Source organism: Bradyrhizobium sp. LeoB3, from assembly GCF_055456055.1.
In genome coordinates this window covers 50,116-69,400 of sequence record NZ_JBVBEF010000036.1, presented here as the reverse complement: position 1 = coordinate 69,400, position 19,285 = coordinate 50,116, and the positions used below count along the sequence as shown (strand labels likewise).

The 19,285-nt window shown below is 64.6% G+C and carries 17 protein-coding genes; 12 read left to right on the top strand and 5 right to left on the bottom strand.

The genetic code is table 11. The annotated features are described in order from the left end of the window. Positions 1–49: 49 nt before the first annotated feature. The gene (gene lepA, locus ACZXDY_RS22800) at positions 50–1,861 is read left to right on the top strand and encodes a translation elongation factor 4 (protein WP_028163392.1); all 1,812 of its coding nucleotides are present in this window, start codon (positions 50–52) and stop codon (positions 1,859–1,861) included. A 201-nt stretch (positions 1,862–2,062) separates the two neighbouring features. Further along, positions 2,063–3,235, top strand: a complete 1,173-nt coding sequence (locus tag ACZXDY_RS22795; protein ID WP_464347034.1) for an acyl-CoA dehydrogenase family protein — start codon at positions 2,063–2,065, stop codon at positions 3,233–3,235. A 54-nt stretch (positions 3,236–3,289) separates the two neighbouring features. Here ACZXDY_RS22795 and ACZXDY_RS22790 read toward each other — a convergent pair whose 3' ends face one another. Next, a complete protein-coding gene (locus ACZXDY_RS22790; protein WP_464347033.1) occupies positions 3,290–5,506 on the bottom strand; it encodes a putative bifunctional diguanylate cyclase/phosphodiesterase in 2,217 nt (738 codons plus the stop codon). 469 nt (positions 5,507–5,975) lie between these two features. Between ACZXDY_RS22790 and ACZXDY_RS22785 the strand changes: the two genes are divergently transcribed. The 7 genes from ACZXDY_RS22785 to modC all read left to right on the top strand — a co-directional run bounded on the left by ACZXDY_RS22785 (position 5,976) and on the right by modC (position 11,471). Further along, a complete protein-coding gene (locus ACZXDY_RS22785; RefSeq protein ID WP_464347032.1) occupies positions 5,976–6,968 on the top strand; it encodes a Bug family tripartite tricarboxylate transporter substrate binding protein in 993 nt (330 codons plus the stop codon). A gap of 214 nt (positions 6,969–7,182) precedes the next feature. Further along, positions 7,183–8,130 carry a penicillin-insensitive murein endopeptidase gene (gene mepA / locus ACZXDY_RS22780; protein ID WP_464347031.1) on the top strand — a complete coding sequence of 316 codons (948 nt, stop codon included), beginning with the start codon at positions 7,183–7,185 and terminating at the stop codon, positions 8,128–8,130. Positions 8,131–8,350: 220 nt separating this feature from the next. Next, positions 8,351–8,557, top strand: a complete 207-nt coding sequence (locus tag ACZXDY_RS22775) for a TOBE domain-containing protein (protein WP_028163387.1) — start codon at positions 8,351–8,353, stop codon at positions 8,555–8,557. A 2-nt stretch (positions 8,558–8,559) separates the two neighbouring features. Then, the gene (locus tag ACZXDY_RS22770; RefSeq protein WP_464347030.1) at positions 8,560–9,069 is read left to right on the top strand and encodes a hypothetical protein; all 510 of its coding nucleotides are present in this window, start codon (positions 8,560–8,562) and stop codon (positions 9,067–9,069) included. A 208-nt stretch (positions 9,070–9,277) separates the two neighbouring features. After that, positions 9,278–10,063 (top strand): molybdate ABC transporter substrate-binding protein, encoded by a 786-nt coding sequence (modA, locus tag ACZXDY_RS22765; RefSeq protein WP_464347029.1) that lies wholly within the window; start codon positions 9,278–9,280, stop codon positions 10,061–10,063. Between the two features lie 38 nt (positions 10,064–10,101). Further along, positions 10,102–10,797, top strand: coding sequence for a molybdate ABC transporter permease subunit (gene modB / locus ACZXDY_RS22760; protein WP_028163384.1), 696 nt, complete (start codon positions 10,102–10,104; stop codon positions 10,795–10,797). A gap of 2 nt (positions 10,798–10,799) precedes the next feature. Next, on the top strand, positions 10,800–11,471 hold the full coding sequence (modC, locus tag ACZXDY_RS22755; protein ID WP_464347028.1) for a molybdenum ABC transporter ATP-binding protein: 672 nt from the start codon (positions 10,800–10,802) through the stop codon (positions 11,469–11,471). A gap of 179 nt (positions 11,472–11,650) precedes the next feature. Here modC and ACZXDY_RS22750 read toward each other — a convergent pair whose 3' ends face one another. Further along, entirely contained in the window at positions 11,651–12,070 is a 420-nt protein-coding gene (locus ACZXDY_RS22750) for a PepSY domain-containing protein (protein ID WP_464347027.1), read from the bottom strand. 102 nt (positions 12,071–12,172) lie between these two features. Here ACZXDY_RS22750 and ACZXDY_RS22745 point away from each other — a divergent pair, with 102 nt between their 5' ends. Next, a complete protein-coding gene (locus ACZXDY_RS22745) occupies positions 12,173–12,901 on the top strand; it encodes a hypothetical protein (RefSeq protein ID WP_464347026.1) in 729 nt (242 codons plus the stop codon). A gap of 154 nt (positions 12,902–13,055) precedes the next feature. On the opposite strand, the gene ACZXDY_RS22740 is transcribed toward ACZXDY_RS22745, so the two are convergent. Then, on the bottom strand, positions 13,056–14,849 hold the full coding sequence (locus tag ACZXDY_RS22740; protein WP_028163380.1) for a potassium/proton antiporter: 1,794 nt from the start codon (positions 14,847–14,849) through the stop codon (positions 13,056–13,058). Positions 14,850–15,063: 214 nt separating this feature from the next. On the opposite strand from ACZXDY_RS22740, the gene ACZXDY_RS22735 reads away from it, so the two are divergent. Next, positions 15,064–16,377 carry a mechanosensitive ion channel family protein gene (locus ACZXDY_RS22735; RefSeq protein ID WP_028163379.1) on the top strand — a complete coding sequence of 438 codons (1,314 nt, stop codon included), beginning with the start codon at positions 15,064–15,066 and terminating at the stop codon, positions 16,375–16,377. A 113-nt stretch (positions 16,378–16,490) separates the two neighbouring features. Beyond that, on the top strand, positions 16,491–17,315 hold the full coding sequence (map, locus tag ACZXDY_RS22730; protein WP_028163378.1) for a type I methionyl aminopeptidase: 825 nt from the start codon (positions 16,491–16,493) through the stop codon (positions 17,313–17,315). A gap of 72 nt (positions 17,316–17,387) precedes the next feature. Here map and ACZXDY_RS22725 read toward each other — a convergent pair whose 3' ends face one another. Further along, a complete protein-coding gene (locus tag ACZXDY_RS22725) occupies positions 17,388–18,107 on the bottom strand; it encodes a DNA-3-methyladenine glycosylase I (protein WP_035689916.1) in 720 nt (239 codons plus the stop codon). A 76-nt stretch (positions 18,108–18,183) separates the two neighbouring features. Beyond that, complete coding sequence (locus ACZXDY_RS22720) at positions 18,184–19,275, bottom strand: NAD(P)H-dependent flavin oxidoreductase (protein WP_464347025.1); 1,092 nt, start codon at positions 19,273–19,275, stop codon at positions 18,184–18,186. Positions 19,276–19,285: the final 10 nt, after the last annotated feature.

The following is a 19,285-nucleotide window of genomic DNA, read 5'->3' as shown; positions in this document are numbered from 1 at the left end:
TTCCGCAATGTGGTTGCCGCTTCGGGGTGCGAATGCTATCTCGCGCCCCATGACGACCGCCCCTATTCCGAACATCCGCAACTTCTCCATTGTCGCCCATATCGACCATGGCAAATCGACGCTGGCCGACCGCCTGATCCAGATGACCGGCGGTCTGTCAGACCGTGAGATGGCGGGCAAGGAACAGGTGCTCGATTCCATGGACATCGAGCGCGAGCGCGGCATCACCATCAAGGCGCAGACGGTGCGGCTGAAATACCGCGCCAAGGACGGCAAGGATTACATCTTCAACCTGATGGACACGCCCGGCCATGTCGACTTCGCCTACGAAGTCTCGCGGTCGCTGGCGGCCTGCGAAGGTTCCCTGCTGGTGGTCGACGCCAGCCAGGGCGTTGAGGCGCAGACGCTCGCCAATGTCTACCAGGCGCTCGACAACAACCACGAGATCGTGCCGGTCCTGAACAAGGTCGACCTGCCTGCGGCCGAGCCCGAGAAAGTCAAGCAGCAGATCGAGGACGTGATCGGCATTGACGCTTCCGACGCCGTAATGATCTCGGCCAAGACCGGCCTCGGCGTGCCTGATGTGCTGGAGGCCATCGTCACCCGCCTGCCGCCCCCGAAGGGCGACAAGGATGCCACCTTGAAGGCGCTCTTGGTCGATAGCTGGTACGACGTCTATCTCGGCGTAGTCGTCCTGATCCGCGTCGTCGACGGCGTGATGAAGAAGGGCAGCCGCATCCGCATGATGGGCACGGGCGCAGCCTACGACATCGAGCGCGTCGGCTTCTTCACGCCGAAGATGCAGCAGGTGGACGAGCTCGGCCCCGGCGAGATCGGCTTCATCACTGCGGCGATCAAGGAAGTCGCCGACACCCGCGTCGGCGACACCATCACTGACGACAAGAAGCCGGTGTCGGAAATGCTGCCGGGCTTCAAGCCGGCGATCCCGGTGGTGTTCTGCGGCCTGTTCCCTGTTGACGCCGACGATTTCGAAACCCTGCGCGCGGCGATGGGCAAGCTCCGCCTCAACGATGCCAGCTTCTCGTTCGAGATGGAGACCTCGGCCGCGCTCGGCTTCGGCTTCCGCTGCGGCTTCCTCGGGCTGTTGCACCTGGAGATCATCCAGGAGCGGCTGTCGCGCGAGTTCGATCTCAATTTGATCGCGACTGCGCCGAGCGTCATCTACAAGATGAAGCTCACCGACGGCAGCGAGATCGAGATCCACAACCCGGTCGACATGCCGGACGTGGTCAAGATCGCCGAGATCGATGAGCCCTGGATCGAGGCCACCATCCTCACCCCGGACGAATATCTCGGCAGCGTGCTGAAACTGTGCCAGGACCGCCGCGGCTCGCAGAAGGAGCTGACTTACGTCGGCAGCCGTGCGATGGTGAAATACGATTTGCCGCTCAACGAAGTGGTGTTCGATTTCTACGACCGGCTGAAATCGGTCTCCAAGGGCTACGCCTCGTTCGACTATCATCTGACCGACTACAAGCCGGCCGATCTCGTCAAAATGCAGATCCTGGTCAATGGCGAGCCAGTGGACGCGCTGTCGATGCTGGTGCACCGCACCCGCGCCGAGGGCCGCGGCCGCGCCATGGTCGAGAAGATGAAGGAACTGATCCCGCCGCACATGTTCCAGATCCCGATCCAGGCGGCGATCGGCGGCAAGGTGATCGCCCGCGAAACCGTCCGCGCGCTGCGCAAAGACGTCACCGCCAAGTGCTACGGCGGCGACATCACGCGTAAGAGAAAACTTCTGGAGAAGCAGAAGGAAGGCAAGAAGAAGATGCGGCAGTTCGGCAAGGTCGACATCCCGCAGGAAGCTTTCATTGCCGCGCTGAAGGTGGATAGCTGAGGCACCGTCGTCATTCCGGGGCTCGCGCAGCGAGAGCCCGGAATCCATTTCTCCACATACTATGCGGCCCGATGGATTCCGGGCTCGCGCTACGCGCGCCCCGGAATGACGGCCGCGAGTGCTTCGACTAGCTTGCCCTCTCCCCACGGATAGGCCACCATCGCGTTCCCGCTCGATAGAACAACAACAGCGAGGAAACGCATGAGCAAGCCGGAAGAGTTCGATCTCGCCGGGAAGGCGCGTGCACTGGCGCCGTTGATCACAAAAGATGCGGACGAGATCGAGCGGACGCGGCGGCTGACGGGCGCGGTGACAGCGGCGCTGGTCGACAACGGGCTTTATCGCGCGCTGCTGCCGAAACGCTTCGGCGGCAGCGAGGCGACGCTGGAAGCGTTCATGCAGATGCAGGAGGAGATCGCCAAGGCCGATGCCTCCACTGCCTGGTGCCTCGGCCAATGCAGCGTCTGCGCGATGACCGCGGCCTATCTCGAGCCTGACGCGGCGAACGAGATCTTCAACGTCGCGCCCGGCATTCTGGCCTGGGGCGCGATCGCGCATGAGGTGAAGGTGGTGCCGGGCGGCTATATCGCCAATGCGCGCTGGGATTTTGCGAGCGGTTCACGGCAGGCAAGCTGGCTGGGCGCGCATGTGCGGGTGGTCGAACAGGACGGCTCGCCCCGCAAGAAAGCTGACGGCTCGATGGAAATCCGCACCATCCTGTTTCCGGCGGCGAGCGCCACCATGCACGACGTCTGGGACGTGATCGGGCTGAAGGGCACCGGCACCGATTCCTATTCGGTGGAGAATCTGTTCATCCCGGAGAAGTTCGCCGCGCTGCGCGACGATCCTTCCGCCTTGCGCGAAGCGGGCCCGCTGTACAAGCTTTCCACCAACATGGTGTTCGGCATGGGTTTTGCGGCGACCGCGCTCGGCGTCGCGCGCGCCACGCTCGATGCGGCGATCGAGCTTTCGCGGGGCAAGACGCCGCAAGGGTTGAAGGCGATGCGCGAGAACAATGCGGTGCAGGGTTTGATCGGCCGCACCGAGGCAAGCCTGCGCGCTGCGCGTGCCTATCTCTATACGACTGCTGCGGACGTCTGGCGCGATCTAGAACGCGGCGTTTCCCTGACAGAAGGCCATCGCGTGGCGCTGCGCGTCGCCTCGACCTGGACCATCCACCAATCGGCATCCGTGGTCGATACCGCCTATCACATGGCCGGCGCCACGGCGGTGTTCGCCGCCAACAAGTTCGAGCGCCGCTTCCGCGACATGCACGCGATCGCGCAGCAGATCCAGGCCCGCGACGTCAATTACGAGGACGCCGGCCGCGCGATCCTCTCAGGCAATCTCGCGGGATCGCCAACGACGCGGTGAGCACGTAGGGTAGGCAAAGCGAAACGCGCCCACCCTACCACTGAAAAACTCGGCTCACGCTACCAGCGCGGCTTCGTCGTTCGTCCCGCCGCGCTGCGCCTGCAGCAGGCTGACGATGTCGACATTGGGCCTGGCGCGGCTGAACAGGAAACCCTGGCCTTCGTGGCAGCCTTCGGCGCGCAGGCAGCTCAGCTCGGCTTCGGTCTCGACTCCCTCCGCGGTGATGGTGACGCCGAGGCCCTTGCCGAGGCTGATGATCGAACGCACGATCGCCTGCGCATCGCGGTTGGAGCCGAGGTCGCGCACGAACGACTGGTCGATCTTGATCTTGTCGAACGGAAAGCTGCGCAAATAGCTGAGGCTGGAATAGCCGGTGCCGAAATCGTCCATCGAGATGCGCACGCCGAGCGCGCGCAGCGCGTGCAGCGTGGCCAGCACCTGGCTGCTCTTTTCTAGCAGCAGCGTCTCGGTGATCTCGAGCTCGAGCCGCCGCGCCGGCAGACCGGAATACTTCAGCGCTTCCGTTACCTGCGCCAACAGATTGCCGGTGCGGAATTGCAGCGGCGACAGGTTGACGGCGACTCGGACATCGTCGGGCCAATGCGCGGCATCCATGCAGGCGCGCCGCAGCATCAAGCCGCCGAGCGGATTGATCAGGCCGGTCTCTTCCGCCACGGGGATGAACTCGCCGGGCGAGATCATGCCGCGCTCGGGATGCGGCCAGCGCACCAGCGCCTCGAAGCCGGTGATGCGGCCGCTCGAGAGATCGACCAGCGGCTGGTAGAACGGCCGCAAGCCGTCGTTCTGGATCGCGTCGCGCAAATCCATCTCGATCTTGCGGCGGGTCTGGGCGCGCGCGTCCATCTCGGCCTCGAAGAAGGAGAAGGTGCCGCGGAATTCGCTCTTGGCGCGCGATAGCGCCATGTCGGCGCTCTTCAACAGTTTCTCCGATTCGTCGCCGTCGCCGGGCGACATCGCAATGCCGATGCTGGCGCCGATCACGATGGAATGGCCGTCGAGCAGATAGGGTTCGCCGATCGCTTCCAGCAGGCGCTTCGCAAGCAGCACCGCATCCTCCGGACGCGACACGCCGCTCTGGACGATCGCGAATTCATCGGAGTTGAGACGGGCCAGCGCATCTTCCTCGCGCAAGGTCGAGCGCAGGCGCTTTGCGACCCCGCGCAGGAGCTTGTCGCCGACGCCATGGCCGAGCGTGTCGTTGACGGCCTTGAAATTGTCCAGCCCGAGCACCAGCACCGCGACCTTCTCGGCGCTGCGGCGGGTGTGCAGCAGCATGTCGTCCATCTGCTGGCGGAGCAGATTGCGATTGGGCAGCGCCGTGAGCCCGTCATGCTGGGCCATAAAGGCAAGCCGCGCCTCGGCGCGCTTGCGCTCGGTCATGTCCATCAGCGCCAGCAGCACCGCGGGCTGGTTGCCATGCATCAATTCGCGCGAATAGATCGCAAGATCGATCAGCGTGCCGTCGGCCCGCACATGCTTCCAGGTCCGCGCCGCCTGCTCGTCGCCACCGCGGCCGCCGATCCACGGCAGTTCAGTATCGAACGCCTGCAGGCTGCGGATGGTCAGTTTCTCAAATTCGGTGCGGCTGAAGCCGTAATGCTCGGCCGCGGCGTCGTTGACGGAGAGGATGCGCTCGCCGTCGCGCGAGCAGACGATCATTGGCACCGGGTTGCCGTCGAACAGCAGGCGGAACGACGCCTCGCGCTGCTTCAATTCGGTGATGTCGACGCGCAGGCCGACGACGCCGCCATCCGACGTCAGCCGCTCCTCGATCAGGACGACGCGGCCGTCGGCGAGCTTCTGCTCATGCCGCTCTCCGGGCTGATAGAGTTTCTTCAGCCGCTCAGCGATCCACGCCTCCTCGCGGCCGATGGCCTCGGGATAGTCGCCGCGCGCGACGCCGACCCGGAGCGTATCCTGCAGCCGCGCGCCGTGCTCGAACTGGTCGGAGCTGCGGCGATAGATCTCCGCATATTTCTTGTTCCAGAGGATGTAGCGGCCTTCGGCGTCCAGGAACACGATGCCCTGCGGCAGGATGTCGATCGCCTCGCGCAGGCGCTCGTTGGAGCGGCGCGCATCGGCGATCGCCGCCTCAGCCTCGGCGCGCTTGCGCACGATCTCGCCGATCTCGGACGGAACGCGCCGCTTGCCGCCTGAAAGTTTCGGATCGGGTTTGACCGGACGGCCGGGAATTCTCGCCGCCGCCCTGCGCCGTAGTTTCTTAACCGTTTTTGGCCGCATCTTCGGCATCGACTTTCCGCCACACGCACTCCCGCCGCGGTTGGTTCTCCGATAAGTGTCTGAAAAAATGGTGTATTCCGCCGGTTTCCAGAATAGAGCCGGACCCGAGCTGCCTGTTTAGGAGGCGGACGTCCGCATCTCTGAATACCGGCGGGCGGCTCGGAGGGGCTGAGAAGCAAATCCAACGGGCAAATCAACCAGGCGCGCGGAGCCAATTTTCCCGCGATCCGGGTAGCGATGCTGCGGATGCACCAATGGCGCGTATTCCGCACGAAATTGCGTCATTACGCGACAGGGTTAGTACCCGGTTAAGCCGCGAGCTTGGATCGAGCAAATCAGGAGGTCGCGATCAGAGTGGGCATCTGCTGTCGTCAAAAATGCTTCGGGCGCCCGCCGGTTCAGGCTATCCTCCGTTCCAGGGGACGCCAAGTTGCGGACGGCGGACGAGGCGCAAGCATCGCCTTGGGGAGGGGACCCGATGCGCCAGAGCACGCACAATCGATCTCTCACCATCAGCACTCTCTTGGCGGCGACGCTGGCGCTGCTGCTGACGTGTGGTCCCGGCGCTGCCGGAGACTACCCGGACCGCACCGTCAGGATCATCGTGCCATTCTCTGCCGGCGGAACCGCGGATGCGGTCCCGCGGCTGGTGGCGGATTGGCTGTCGCGCAAATGGGGCCAGCCGATCGTAATCGAGAACAGGATCGGTTCAGCCGGCAACGTCGGGGCCGAGGAGGTCTACAATGCCGACCCCGACGGCTACACCCTTCTCTCCGCGCCACCGCCGCCGCTCGTCATCAACCAGAACCTTTTTCGCAAGCTCCGCTTTGATCCGGCAAGGTTCGAGCCGATCGTCGTGATGGCGCAGGTGCCGAACGCGATCTTCGTCCGCCCCAACGGCATCAAGGCGTCCAGCGTGGCGGAGTTGATCGATCATCTGCGCGCAAACCCCGATGGGCTCACAGCCGCCACGCTCGGCAGCGGGACAACGTCGCATCTGAGCTCCCAATTATTCGAGACGATGGCGAAGGTGAAGCTGCGCCAGATTCCCTATCGCAGCACCGTGCCGGCGCTGCAGGGCCTGCTCGCCGGCGACGTCGACCTGATGTTCGACAATCTCGGCGTCACGCTGCCGCTGGTGACGGCCGGCAAGCTCAAGCTGCTGGCGGTGGCCTCGCCGAAACGATTGCCATCCATGCCCAACGTGCCGACGATCGCCGAAACGCTGCCGGGCTTCGAAGCGGTCGCCTGGTTTGCGATGGTGGCGCCGCCAGGGACGCCGAAGGCGATCGTCGAGAAGATCAATGCCGACGTCAACGAAGTGCTGGCCCGGCCCGATATCCAGGCCAACTTCCGAAAGCTCTCCGCGGAAATCTATGGCGGCTCGGTGGAGCGGACGACGCAATATCTGCGCAGCGAGGTCGACCGCTGGAGCACGGTGATCAAGTCGGCCAAGATCGAGATGCAGTGAAGGCTCTTCCCACCTCTCCCGCTTGCGGGAGAGGTCGGCGCGTAAGCGCCAGGTGAGGGCCCTCTCCACACGAAGAGTCCGAATCGCGGAGATACCCCCACCTCGCCCCCCCGCAAGCGGGAGAGGGAGTTAGCTCCATCAACCAATTGCGATGTCACGGCGGCTCGCGGACCATCGAATCCATGTTACGCTGACTGCCCTTCGAGTGAATCCCATGACGTCCCGCCCGATATTGACCCTGCTGGTTCTTGCAGCTCTATCGCTTGGTGCCGACGCGGCGTCGGCGCAGGACAGAGGCTCGGTCAATCCGAAGCCGCTGCCGCCGCTCGCCAATCCCAACGATCCCAAGCTCGGCGCCAAGGAATTGTTCGCGCGCAAGGTGCTGCCGACGGCGACGCCGACGCGGGTGATCGGCTCCTATTCCAAAGGCTGTCTCGCGGGCGCGGCGCCGATGCCGATCAGTGGCGAGACCTGGCAGGTGATGCGGCTGTCGCGCAACCGCAACTGGGGCTATCCCGGCATGATCGCGCTGCTCAAGCGCCTGTCGGTCAAGGCGCACAAGGATGCCGGCTGGCCGGGTATCCTGGTCGGCGACATCGCGCAGCCGCGCGGCGGGCCCGCCCTGAGCGGCCATGCCAGTCACCAGATCGGTTTAGATGCCGACGTCTGGCTGACGCCGATGCCCGACCGCAGGCTGTCGCGCGAAGAACGCGAGGACATGTCGGCGGTGATGATGGTGCGGCCGGACCGGCTCGACGTCGATCCCAAAGTGTTCACCCCCGGCCATGTGCTGGTGCTGCGCGACGCCGCGCAGGAGCCCGCCGTGCAGCGGATCTTCGTCAACGCCGCGATCAAGAAGGCATTGTGCCGCGAGGCCAAGGGCGACCGTAGCTGGCTCGCCAAGATCAGACCGTGGTGGGGCCATGACTATCACTTCCACATCCGCATGCGCTGCCCGGCCGGCGCCAGCGAATGCGAGGGACAGCCGTCGCAGTCGGAGGATGAAGGCTGCAAGCCTTCCGACTTCGACTTCTGGTTCTCCGATGCGGTGCTGCATCCGAAGCCGCCGCCGATACCGCCAAAGCCGAAGCCGCCGATGACCCTGGCGCAAATGCCGGCCGCTTGCAAAGCGGTGCTGAACGCGCCGGACGCGAAGCCGTGACATCTTCTTCGATGGACGCTCCGTCCGGGCTACGCATTGCCCCGCGAGGATAACATCTTCGTCAGGACGCTATTCCCGCGGCGGCGTGATGGGCTATTGTCGCGTCGGCCAGCGCCGCAAGCGCAAGGCGTCCGCCGGGGACGACGGTCCCGCTCGTTTCAACCAAAAGCCACATAGGCGCAGCACGACTGCGCGCATTCAACGCTTGCGAGGAGCGATCATGCGTCTCAGTGCACGTAACCAGATCAAGGGCACCGTCGTCGAGGTGAAGAAGGGCGCAACCACGTCCCATGTCCGCGTCGATATCGGCGGCACCGTCATGACGTCCTCGATCACCAACGAGGCGGTCGATGATCTCGGCATCAAGGTTGGCGGCAAGGTGATCGTGGTCGTCAAGGCCTCCGATGTCATGATCGCGGTAGAATAGTTATGCGGCGGACATCTGTTCTGGTTGCGTTGCTGCTGCTCGGCAGTGCGCCTGCTCTTGCGGCGGAAGAACCGAGCGGTTGCGACAAGTTCAAATGGCCGATCGATCGCGAGCGCGCCGCGCTGACCGCGCCAGATCGCGCCAAATTGACATCGGGCAACGAGTTCGCGGCATTGCCCGCCAGCGGATTCACGCTGACCCTGGTGGCGCCGGCAGATGCAAAACTGCCGACGCCGCCGGAGCGGGCGCCGAAGGACGGCACTTTTGCCGGCTTCACCAGCTTCAAGAATGCGCCCAAGGCCGGCCTTTACACGATCAGCCTGTCGTCCGGCGCCTGGCTGGACGTGGTGCAGGATGGTCACTTCCTCAAGCCCAAGGCATTCAGCGGCGCCACCGACTGCGACGGTATCCGCAAGACGGTAAAATTCGAGCTTTCCGCGAGCCCATTCGTACTGCAGATCAGCGGGGTCAAAGAGAATTCGATCTCGGTCGCGATCCTGCCGGCGGAATGAGCGGTACATAGGCCGGCGAATAGACAACGCGTCGTCTTTACCCGGACGGCCGGCCTGTTTATTATCTGAACATAGCGATATCCCAACCGACCGTCAGTCCGTTGGGATCACCGGAACGGCGCTTCCGTCTGTCGCAATCCTTACCGATTCAACCAACGCCCGAAGTGCGCGCGGTCCGCGTGCACACGGACGTGATGGAGCGCCTGCCATGAACCGCCTTGCCGGAATTGTCGCCGCCTTTGTCCTTGCGCTGTCTTCAGCCGCCTTACCTGCGAACGCGCAGGAAAAGACCCTGACCGTGTTCGCGGCCGCCTCGATGAAGAACGCCCTCGACGACATCGACGCCGCCTACACCGCCAAGACCGGCGTCAAGGTCAATGCGAGCTACGCCGCCAGCTCAGCATTGGCAAAGCAGATCGAGCAGGGCGCGCCGGCCGACGTGTTCGTCTCCGCCGACACCGACTGGATGGACTACGCGGTCAAGCAGAAGAACATCAACGAGGCGACGCGGGTCAATCTGCTCGGCAACAGCATCGTGCTGATCGCGCCGAAGGACTCCAAGATCGACAACGTCAATATCGGCGCCGGCTTCGACCTCGCGAAACTTGCCGGTGACGGCAGGATCGCAACCGGCGACGTCAAGGCCGTGCCGGTCGGCAAATATGCCAAGGCGGCGCTGGAGAAGCTCGGCGCATGGCAGGCGGCCGAGCCGAAATTCGCGATGGCCGAAAGCGTGCGCGCGGCGCTGACACTGGTCGCCCGCGGCGAGGCCGTGCTCGGCATCGTCTATTCGACCGACGCCAAGGTCGAGCCCGGCGTCAAGATCGTCGGCACCTTCCCGGCCGACAGCCATCCCGCGATCATCTATCCGGTCGCGGCGACGATGACGGCCAAACCCGAGACCGCCGAGTACCTCAACTTCCTGAAATCGTCGGCGGCAAAGACGATCCTCGAGAAGTACGGCTTCAAGTTCCTGATCACGCCGACGACCTGAGCATGATCCGGAAAAGCGGAAGCATGATCTGAGCCCACGTGTTCGAGATTTCGCCGACCGAGTGGACGGCGATCCTGCTGTCACTGCGGGTCGCCATCGTCGCAACGCTGGTCGCGACCCCCTTAGGGATCGCGCTGGCGTGGCTGCTGGCGCGCCGTGACTTCTGGGGCAAATCGGTGCTCGACGCGCTCGTGCATCTGCCGCTGGTGCTGCCGCCCGTTGTCACCGGCTATCTGCTATTGCTCACGTTTGGACGGCGCGGCCTCGTCGGGGCATGGCTTGCCGATCATCTCGGCATCGTCTTCGCGTTCCGCTGGACCGGTGCGGCGCTCGCCTGCGGCGTGATGGCCTTTCCATTGCTCGTGCGGCCGATCCGGCTGTCGATCGAGGCCGTCGACCGGCGGCTGGAGCAGGCCGCCGGAACGCTGGGCGCGGCGCCGTGGCAGGTGTTCCTGACCGTGACGTTGCCCCTGGCGCTACCGGGCGTGCTCGCCGGAATGGTGCTCGGCTTCGCCAAGGCAATCGGCGAGTTCGGCGCGACCATCACCTTCGTCTCCAACATTCCGGGCGAGACCCAGACCATCTCGTCGGCGATCTATTCGCTGATCCAGACGCCCGAGGGCGACCTTGCGGCGGCGCGACTGGTCATCATCTCCATCGTGCTTGCGATGAGCGCGCTTGTTGCATCAGAGTGGTTCGCGCGGCGCGCGACGAAGCGGCTGCACGGAAACTGACCATGCTCCGTGTCGACGTCACCAAGCACCTTGGCGAATTCACGCTCTCTGCGTCCTTCACCAGCGAGGGCCGCGTCATCGGCCTGTTCGGCGCGTCGGGCGCCGGCAAGACCTCGCTGATCAACATGATCGCGGGACTGCTGAAGCCCGACCGCGGCATCATCTCGCTCGATGGCGAGACGCTCGACGACACCGAAGCGCGCGTGCATGTGCCGCCCTACCGGCGCCGCATCGGCTATGTGTTCCAGGACGCGCGGCTGTTCCCGCATCTCGACGTGCGGCAGAACCTCGACTATGGGCGCCGCATGAATCGCCTGCCGGATGATCCGGCGCAGCGCAAACGCGTCACCGACCTGCTCGACATCGGCCATCTCATGGACCGTCGTCCGGGTAAACTTTCCGGCGGCGAGCGCCAGCGCGTCGCGCTCGGACGCGCGCTGTTGTCGAAGCCGCGCCTGTTGCTGCTCGACGAGCCGCTCGGCTCGCTGGACGAAGGGCGGAAGGTGGAGATCCTCCCTTATCTGATCCGGCTGCGCGACGAAGGCATTCCGATGGTCTATGTCAGCCACGACGCCGCCGAACTGCGCCAGCTCGCGACCCAGATCGTGATGCTGCGTCGTGGCGAGGTGACTGCGTTCGGCGGCGTAAAGGTGCTGACGGGAGGCTCGAAGTGATTTCGGTCACCTTCCCTTCTCCCTTGCGGGAGAAGGTGGCGCGAAGCGCCGGATGAGGGATCGTCGCCGCGGGCACGGTGCGCGTGGAGAGAGACCCCTCACCCAAGCGAGTTCGTGCTGACCCCGGAGTAGCCCTCTCCCACAAGGGGCGAGGGCGCATCAAGCAGCACCTCGCAGGTTTATCGATCGACGTTGAGCACCGCACCGGTGCGGGCGTCGACATCGACTTCCATGTACCGGCCTTCGAGATCCCGCCCCTCGATTTGCCATTCATAGCCGGCAAATTCAGTGTGAGATACGGTTACGAGCCCGAGATCGGTCGCGATCGCCAGTGCTCTCTGCATCGATATGAGATCGCCAGAATCATACGCCCTGGCGTGCGTCGCAATCCCAAGGGTCATAACCACGATCATCGGGAGGATGAATTTTCGCATGTGCCACTCCTGGTGAAGGTTCGTTACGGCAGGCACCAACAGCCCTCGAGGCGTATTGGTTCCCATTTCACGGCGAAACTGGGTGATCCGCAGCGGTTGCAACCGCTTGTTGACCGCCGATTGGCGACAATGTGACGGTTCCCCGCGGTGCTCGGCAAACGACATCGGGTCGACTCGTTCACAGATTCGTTTGCTTTAAGGACAAAGCTTGTCGATTTGCCAAATCCGCCCGAGCGCGCCAAATTGTTGCCGGAAGAAAGGCGTGCCATGCGTATTGCTGGTTGGGTTTTGCTGCTCACAGGATTCGTCCTGTGCCTCACGGTGACCTGGGCCGCTCTCGGCTTTCTGTTGATGGGCATCGGCCTCGTGTCGCTTCAGGTCGCCGAGCGGAAGCGGCGAAAGTCCGAGAAGACGGAGTCCGCCGCCCTCGACTCGCGTCCGAAGCCGGCACTTGCCGAAGTGCCTCCGGCCCACGCAGAAACTGTTCCGATCACTCCGGAACCTCCCCCCTTGCCGGCACCGCAAACGACCTCGAGCGCCGACGCCTCCGCTTACGACAAGGAAGTATGGCGCCGCATGGTCGAGAGCGATCCCGATCTGGCGCGACTGGCCGCGGTGCTGTCCGACTACGGACAACACTATGTCGATGAATTCGCCAATAGCTATCTCGCCCAGCCCGACAAGGGCCGCCTCGGCGCGATCGTCAACGAAATCATCGCGAAGGCCGCACGAAAGGAATCCACGCCGGCGGCATCGCCCGAAGTGCATCAGGCATCGGTCGATGCAAATCGGGAGCCGAGATCGCCGCGCGCAGAGGTCAAGCCGGATCGCCGCGCTGTGAAACTCCACGCGCCGAAGATCGCTGTGGTACCGCCTGCCGCACCCGAGATTCGTACCGAATCGAATCCGCAAGATGGAAACGATGGGCCCGCTGACGACGACCTCAACGAACTGATCAAGCAGTTCGCGGGCGATGCGGGCTTCCTTCGAAGATAAGCCCTTTCCCAGCCCACGACGACCGTCCCCGCGAAACAGCCGCATAGCCCGGGTGGAGCGAAGCGCAACCCGGGACATCTCCATCAACGTTTGCAAGCGGTCCCGGGTTACGCTGGCGCTCCACCCGGGCTACGCTCTCTTTCGGGGCGCGACTTTAGACGCCTGCGACCGATGTCCAGATCCCGGCGAGCTTCCGCTTGAACTGCTGCAGCCGGGTCGCCGGCACGACCGGCTCCTCTTCCTCCGGCAGGCGCAGGCCGACGACATTGACCCTGCCACCACCGAGGCTGCGCGCGACCAGGACGATGCTGTCCAGCGCGAGCTCCGCGCCTTCCTTCGGCGCGCGGTCGAGATGGATGTCGAAATAATCCGACAGCGTCAGCTTCTTCTGGTCCTCATCGACGGTCACGCCGTAGATCTCGGCAAGCTCGCCAAGCGTATGCTCGCCGGAGACCACGAAGTCGCCGAGCAGATGCGGGTCCGGCGCGGTGCTTGGCGGCATGTCGACGAAGAAGCGGTCGAGCGCTTCCGCCCGCTCCGGCGGCGCCAGCAGATAGAGGTAGTCGCCGGGCGCGATCGGGTCGGCCTCGGCGGGGGAGAGAATGTTCTCGTCGCGGATCACCAGTGTCGGCTTCGACCAGGACGGCAGCAATCCGCGGCGGAAAAACAGGCTCTTCGCACCGACGGGATAGCCGACGAGCTGCTGCTCGAGCTGGCCGGGCAGGTCCAGTTCGACGCGCCGCGGGCCGCGGTCGACGCGCGGCAGCGCCACGTGCAGCCGACGCGCCGCCGGCGCCAGGGTCCAGCCCTGCAGCAAAAGCGAGATGATGACGACGACAAAGGCGACATCGAAATAGAGATAGGCCTTCGACAGGCCCACCAGCATCGGGATCGAGGCAAGGAAGATCGCAACCGCACCGCGCAGCCCGGTCCACGCAATGAACACCTTCTCCCGCCAGTTGAAGCGGAACGGCGCCATGCAGGCGAATACCGCAAGCGGCCGCGCCAGCAGCATCAGCGCCAGCGCCACCACGACCGAAGCACCCAGGCTGCTGAGCACGCGGTGCGGCGACACCAGGAGCCCGAGCAGCACGAACATCACGATCTGCGCGAGCCAGGTCGCGGCGTCGAGGAACGCGACCACGGAGCTGTGCGCGCGCGTCGGGCGGTTGCCGATGATGATGCCGGCGAGATAGACGGCGAGGAAGCCGGAGGCATGGGCGATCTGCGCCGCGCCGAAGATCACGAGCGCCGCCGTGGTCACGAACGGCGCGTGCAGGCCCTGCGGCAGAGCGACGCGGTTCATGGCGATCACGACCAGCCGGCCGCCGATCACGCCCACGATCGCCCCAAGCACGGCCTCGCGGACGAACTCCAGGACGATGTGCGACGCCGAGCTTTCTCCGAGGGAGATGAATTCCACCAGCATCAGCGTCAGGAAGATCGCGAAGGGATCGTTGGTGCCGCTTTCGGCCTCCAGCGTGGCGCCGACGCGCGGGCGCAGGCGCAACCCCTGGGTGTGGACCAGCAAAAATACCGCCGCGGCGTCGGTCGAGGCCACCACGGCCCCGACCAGCAATGCCTCGGTCCAGGAGAGGTCGAGCATATATTTGGCCACCGGCGCCGTGATCAGCGCGGTCAACAGCACGCCGGCGGTCGCGAGCACCATCGAGGGCGCCAGCACGGCACGGATGCTTTGGAAGCGCGTGCGTAGTCCGCCATCGAACAGGATCAGCGCCAGCGCCACCGAGCCCACCAGATAGGTGGTGCGGACGTCGTCGAACTGCAGGTGGCCGGGACCGGCATCGCCCGCGAGCATACCGATCAGGAGGAAGACCAGCAGCAGGGGGGCGCCAAAGCGCAGCGCCAAAAGGCTCGACAGGATGCCGGCCATCACGAGAACTGCGCCAAGCAGGATGGCTATGCTGACCTGATCGAGAGAAGCCATACGCCGTAGGGAAAGAGAAGAGTTGCAATGCATCCTTACCGTCGCCACAGTTCGACGCCAACCCATTTTCTGAACATGGCGTCAGACTTCTGGTTTTGCGCCCAGCCTCACCTCGCACGCCAGTTGTGGCGATGGTCCGCGCGTCGCGTTTGTGGGATCGTGCCGACCGTTCGAATCAAATTCGCTTGAATCTGCACTTCATGAGATTTCGCCGATGGAAATGGAGCTGAAGGACGTCATCGAGACCCTGCAGATGGCCGCACGGTCGGTCGGAGCGGAGGTCACCTCGCCCTGGTTCTATCTGCAGTTCGGCATCATCCTGGCCGCCGCCGGCATCGCCTATGCGGCCGACGCCGCGATCCGCCTACGGGTCGACATGGATTCGCTGGCGTCGCACCTGCCGCTGCCGCTCAGGCATTTCATCCGCGTGCTGGTCGGCAGCGCCTCGACCGCGGTGTTCGCGCTCCTGATGATCGCGACGCGCATCATCATGGCGCATTCGACCTGGCCGAGCCGCAGCTACCTGATCGTGGTCTCGGCCAAGCTGGCGCTGGCCTGGCTCGTCATCTCCCTGGTGGCGTCGGTCATCCGCAACGCCTTCATCGTCCGCCTGGTGTCGGTGGGGGCCTGGATCGTCGCGGCGCTCAGCATCATCGGCCAGCTCGATGCGACGGCCGAGACGCTGGATTCGGTCGCGATCGAGGTCGGCGGCCTGCGGTTGACGCCGCTGCTCCTGATCAAAGCCGGCGCGCTGGTGATCCTGGCGCTGTGGCTCACCAACATCGCGAGCAATTTCGTCGAGAGCCGCATCAACCGCGCCACCGACCTGACGCCGTCGGTCCAGGTGCTCCTGATCAAGATCATCCGCATCGGGCTGATGGTGGTCGCGATCGCCATCGCGCTGAGCGCGGTCGGCATCAACCTGTCAGCGCTCGCGGTGTTCTCCGGCGCGGTCGGTGTCGGTATCGGTATCGGCCTGCAGAAGATCGTCGCCAACTTCATCTCGGGCATCATCCTGCTCGCTGACAAGTCGGTGAAGCCCGGCGACCTCGTCACCATCGGCGACAATTCGGGGCGCATCAGCGCGATGAAAACCCGCTACATCTCGGTAGCCGCCGGCGACGGCCGCGAATTCCTGATCCCGAACGAGGACCTGGTGACGCAGAAGGTCGTCAACTGGACCTATACCGACAAGAACACGCTGGTCAAAATCCCCTTCGGCACCAATTACGAGGCCGATCCGCGGCTGGTGTGCAAGCTCGCCATCGAGATCGCCGCCGCGGCGCCGCGGGCATTGAAGGGCAAGCCGCCAAACTGCATACTGACCGAATTCGCCGAAGCCGGGATGAAATTCTCGCTGACGTTCTGGATTGGCGATCCCGATGGCCTCGACAACGTCAAAAGCGACGTGATGCTGGCGCTGTGGGACGCCTTCAAGCGCGAGGGCATCCGCGTGCCCTATCCGGTGCGGGAACTTCGGGTCCGCGGCGCCCTGCCGGTCGAGACCGTGATCGAGACTTCCAGCTAAATCCATGGCAGGAAAGGCCATTTCGGCCCCAACCTTGGCTTGCGCTGGCCGCCTCGATCATTAAATTAGGTGAATTATCGCCCGTCCGACAGACCCCGCCAAATGACCCGAACATGAGCTATATCGAAGCAACCGACACCTCCCTACGCAAGACCGGCCAGATCAAGCTGCACGGACAAAGCGGCTTTGTCGGCATGCGCAAAGCGGGCGCGCTGGTGTCGAAATGCCTCGATGAGCTCACCGACATCGTCAAGCCGGGGATCCCGACCTCCAAGATCGACCAGTTCGTGCGCGAGTTCGCCTTCAGCCATGGCGCCTATCCGGCGACGCTGATGTATCGCGGCTATCGCTATTCGACCTGCACCTCGCTGAACCATGTGGTCTGCCACGGCATGCCGGGCGACCGCCCACTGAAGGAAGGCGACATCGTCAATATCGACGTCACCTTCATCGTCGACGGCTGGTATGGCGATTCCAGCCGCATGTATGCGGTCGGGCCGATCGCGCGCAAAGCCGAGCGGCTGATCGAGGTGACCTATGAGGCGATGATGCGGGGCATCGCCGCGGTGAAGCCCGGCGCCACCACCGGCGACATCGGCCATGCGATCCAGAGCTATGTCGAGCCGCAAGGCATGAGCGTGGTGCGCGATTTCTGCGGCCACGGTCTCGGGCGGATGTTCCACGACGAGCCGAACATTATCCATGTCGGCCGGCCCGGCGAAGGCGTGGCGTTGAAGCCAGGCATGTTCTTCACCATCGAGCCGATGATCAATCTCGGCAAGCCGCATGTGAAGATCCTGTCCGACGGCTGGACCGCCGTGACGCGCGACCGCTCGCTGTCGGCACAGTTCGAACATTCGGTCGGCGTGACCGCCGATGGCGTGGAGATCTTCACGCTGTCGCAGCGCAGCGGCGAGAAGCCGTGGACGGTGGTGTGATCGGACTCTTCTTCACCTCCCCGTCGGGGAGAGGCGAAGCACCCCCGGCAAACACAATCCAACGAGCACACGCTATTCATCGCCGCCCATGCGTCGCGTGAGCTCGGCCGGCTCGTAATTCTCCCCGATCGACATCGCGCAGATGCGGGAGAGATGCACATAAGGCAGCTCGGTCTCCTTGGCCCAGGCGTTGAACTGCGCCTGCACCTTGGCGAGATCGCCTTTCGACTTCACCTCTTCCGCGATATCGAGGCCGGCGTCGCGCAGGCAGGCGACGACATCCCTTGATGTGACAAAGCCGTCCCAGCCGAGGAAACGCAGCAGCATCTGGCCGGTATTGCCGCCGAGCCGGCTGCCGCGCTTGACCAGAAGGTTCAACAGCCCGATTTCGTCGGAGGACGGCCAATCGCCCAAGAATTTGCCGAAGCTGCCGTGCTCAGCTGCGATCTCCTGCACGAAGCGGGCGTTGTCACGCACCGACATGATCTTGGCGCCGTTGCGCACGATGCGCGCATCGCTCGTGAGCCGCTCCCAGAATTCGTCCGGCTCGAAGGCGAGCTTCTCCACCTGGAAACCGAGGAAGGCCTCCTCGAAGCCCGGCCATTTTGCGTCGATCACGCTCCAGGCAAAGCCGGCACAGAACACCCGCTTCGTCATCTCGGCGAGAACGCGATCGTCTTTCAGCTTAGCCAGAGATTTCGCGTTCGGCGCCGGCGGCAGCAGCTTCTCCAGCGCTTTCGCGCCGCCCTTGCGCTTCTCGGCCCGCGCCCGAATAGCCCTAAACGACGTCACGCGGCGAGACCTCTTTGCATTGGCAGGGACGGACGATCATAGCGTGACGCACGCCGTGATGCCAATGCGGCGGATCTCAGCCGCCCCTGATATGCTTCAGACGCTCGACGGCCTCCTTCACCAAGGTCTGCATCAGCGCCTTGGCCGGGAGCTCGCGGGCCAGCGCAGCGCCCTGTCCTGCCCAGATCGGGGTGAAGTCGCGGCTTCCCTTCCGCTCTGCCGCGGCCCGCAGCGGTGCCAGCTCGCCCATCGGCAACGGAAAATCCGGTGCAGCGTCGGACAGAGGGCCGACCTCGGCGACGAAGCGGTTGACCATGGCGCGCGCCGGCCGGCCGGAGAGCACGTTGGTCATCACGGTGCCAAGCTCGCGCGCCTGGCGCAAGGCGTCGCGGTGCAGCGGCGGCGTCGCCGCCTCGGGGCAAAGCAGGAAGGCGGTCCCGATCTGGACTCCGGAGGCACCGAGGGCAAGAGCGGCGGCGATGCCGCGCCCATCGGCGATGCCGCCGGCGGCGATCACGGGCACGCTGACCGCGTCAGTGACCTGCGGCACCAGCTCGAAGGTGCCGAGCTGCGAAGCGAGCGCACAGGTGTGGTCGAGATCGAGGAACGTGCCCCGGTGACCGCCGGCCTCATAGCCCTGGGCAATGACTGCATCCGCGCCATGGTCTTCCAGCCAGCGCGCTTCCGCAACCGTCGTCGCCGACGAGATCACCTTGCAGCCTGCCGCCTTGATCCGTGCCAGCAATGGCGGTGCAGGCAAGCCGAAATGGAAGCTCACCACCTCCGGCCTCGCGTCCTCGACGAATTCGCACATCGCACTGCCAAACGGCGCAAGATCGGTGCGCGGCGGCGGTGTCGCATCGTCAATTCCGAGCTCGCGATAATAGGTTGACAGCGTCTCGTGCCACGCACGCTCGCGCCCCGCATCAGCCCTCGCCGGCTCGTGGCAGAAGAAATTGAGGCTGACAGGCTTGCTGGTCAGCCGCCGCATCTGCGCAATCGCGTCGGTGGCTCGCTGCGGGTCCATGGTTGCGCAGCCGATCGAGCCGAGGCCGCCGGCATCGGCGACGATGGAAGCGAGCTCAACCGTTGCGAAACCCGCCATCGGTGCCAGCACGATCGGGTGTCCGATTCCAAACAATTCAAGCAGACGACGGTCGGACCACATCTCGCATCTC

Coding starts and splice junctions, on each gene's coding strand:
- lepA (WP_028163392.1), top strand. CDS start 50: ATGACGACCGCCCCTATTCCGAACATCCGCAACTTCTCCATTGTCGCC.
- ACZXDY_RS22795 (WP_464347034.1), top strand. CDS start 2,063: ATGAGCAAGCCGGAAGAGTTCGATCTCGCCGGGAAGGCGCGTGCACTG.
- ACZXDY_RS22790 (WP_464347033.1), bottom strand. CDS start 5,506: ATGCCGAAGATGCGGCCAAAAACGGTTAAGAAACTACGGCGCAGGGCG.
- ACZXDY_RS22785 (WP_464347032.1), top strand. CDS start 5,976: ATGCGCCAGAGCACGCACAATCGATCTCTCACCATCAGCACTCTCTTG.
- mepA (WP_464347031.1), top strand. CDS start 7,183: ATGACGTCCCGCCCGATATTGACCCTGCTGGTTCTTGCAGCTCTATCG.
- ACZXDY_RS22775 (WP_028163387.1), top strand. CDS start 8,351: ATGCGTCTCAGTGCACGTAACCAGATCAAGGGCACCGTCGTCGAGGTG.
- ACZXDY_RS22770 (WP_464347030.1), top strand. CDS start 8,560: ATGCGGCGGACATCTGTTCTGGTTGCGTTGCTGCTGCTCGGCAGTGCG.
- modA (WP_464347029.1), top strand. CDS start 9,278: ATGAACCGCCTTGCCGGAATTGTCGCCGCCTTTGTCCTTGCGCTGTCT.
- modC (WP_464347028.1), top strand. CDS start 10,800: ATGCTCCGTGTCGACGTCACCAAGCACCTTGGCGAATTCACGCTCTCT.
- ACZXDY_RS22750 (WP_464347027.1), bottom strand. CDS start 12,070: ATGTCGTTTGCCGAGCACCGCGGGGAACCGTCACATTGTCGCCAATCG.
- ACZXDY_RS22745 (WP_464347026.1), top strand. CDS start 12,173: ATGCGTATTGCTGGTTGGGTTTTGCTGCTCACAGGATTCGTCCTGTGC.
- ACZXDY_RS22740 (WP_028163380.1), bottom strand. CDS start 14,849: ATGGCTTCTCTCGATCAGGTCAGCATAGCCATCCTGCTTGGCGCAGTT.
- ACZXDY_RS22735 (WP_028163379.1), top strand. CDS start 15,064: ATGGAAATGGAGCTGAAGGACGTCATCGAGACCCTGCAGATGGCCGCA.
- map (WP_028163378.1), top strand. CDS start 16,491: ATGAGCTATATCGAAGCAACCGACACCTCCCTACGCAAGACCGGCCAG.
- ACZXDY_RS22720 (WP_464347025.1), bottom strand. CDS start 19,275: ATGTGGTCCGACCGTCGTCTGCTTGAATTGTTTGGAATCGGACACCCG.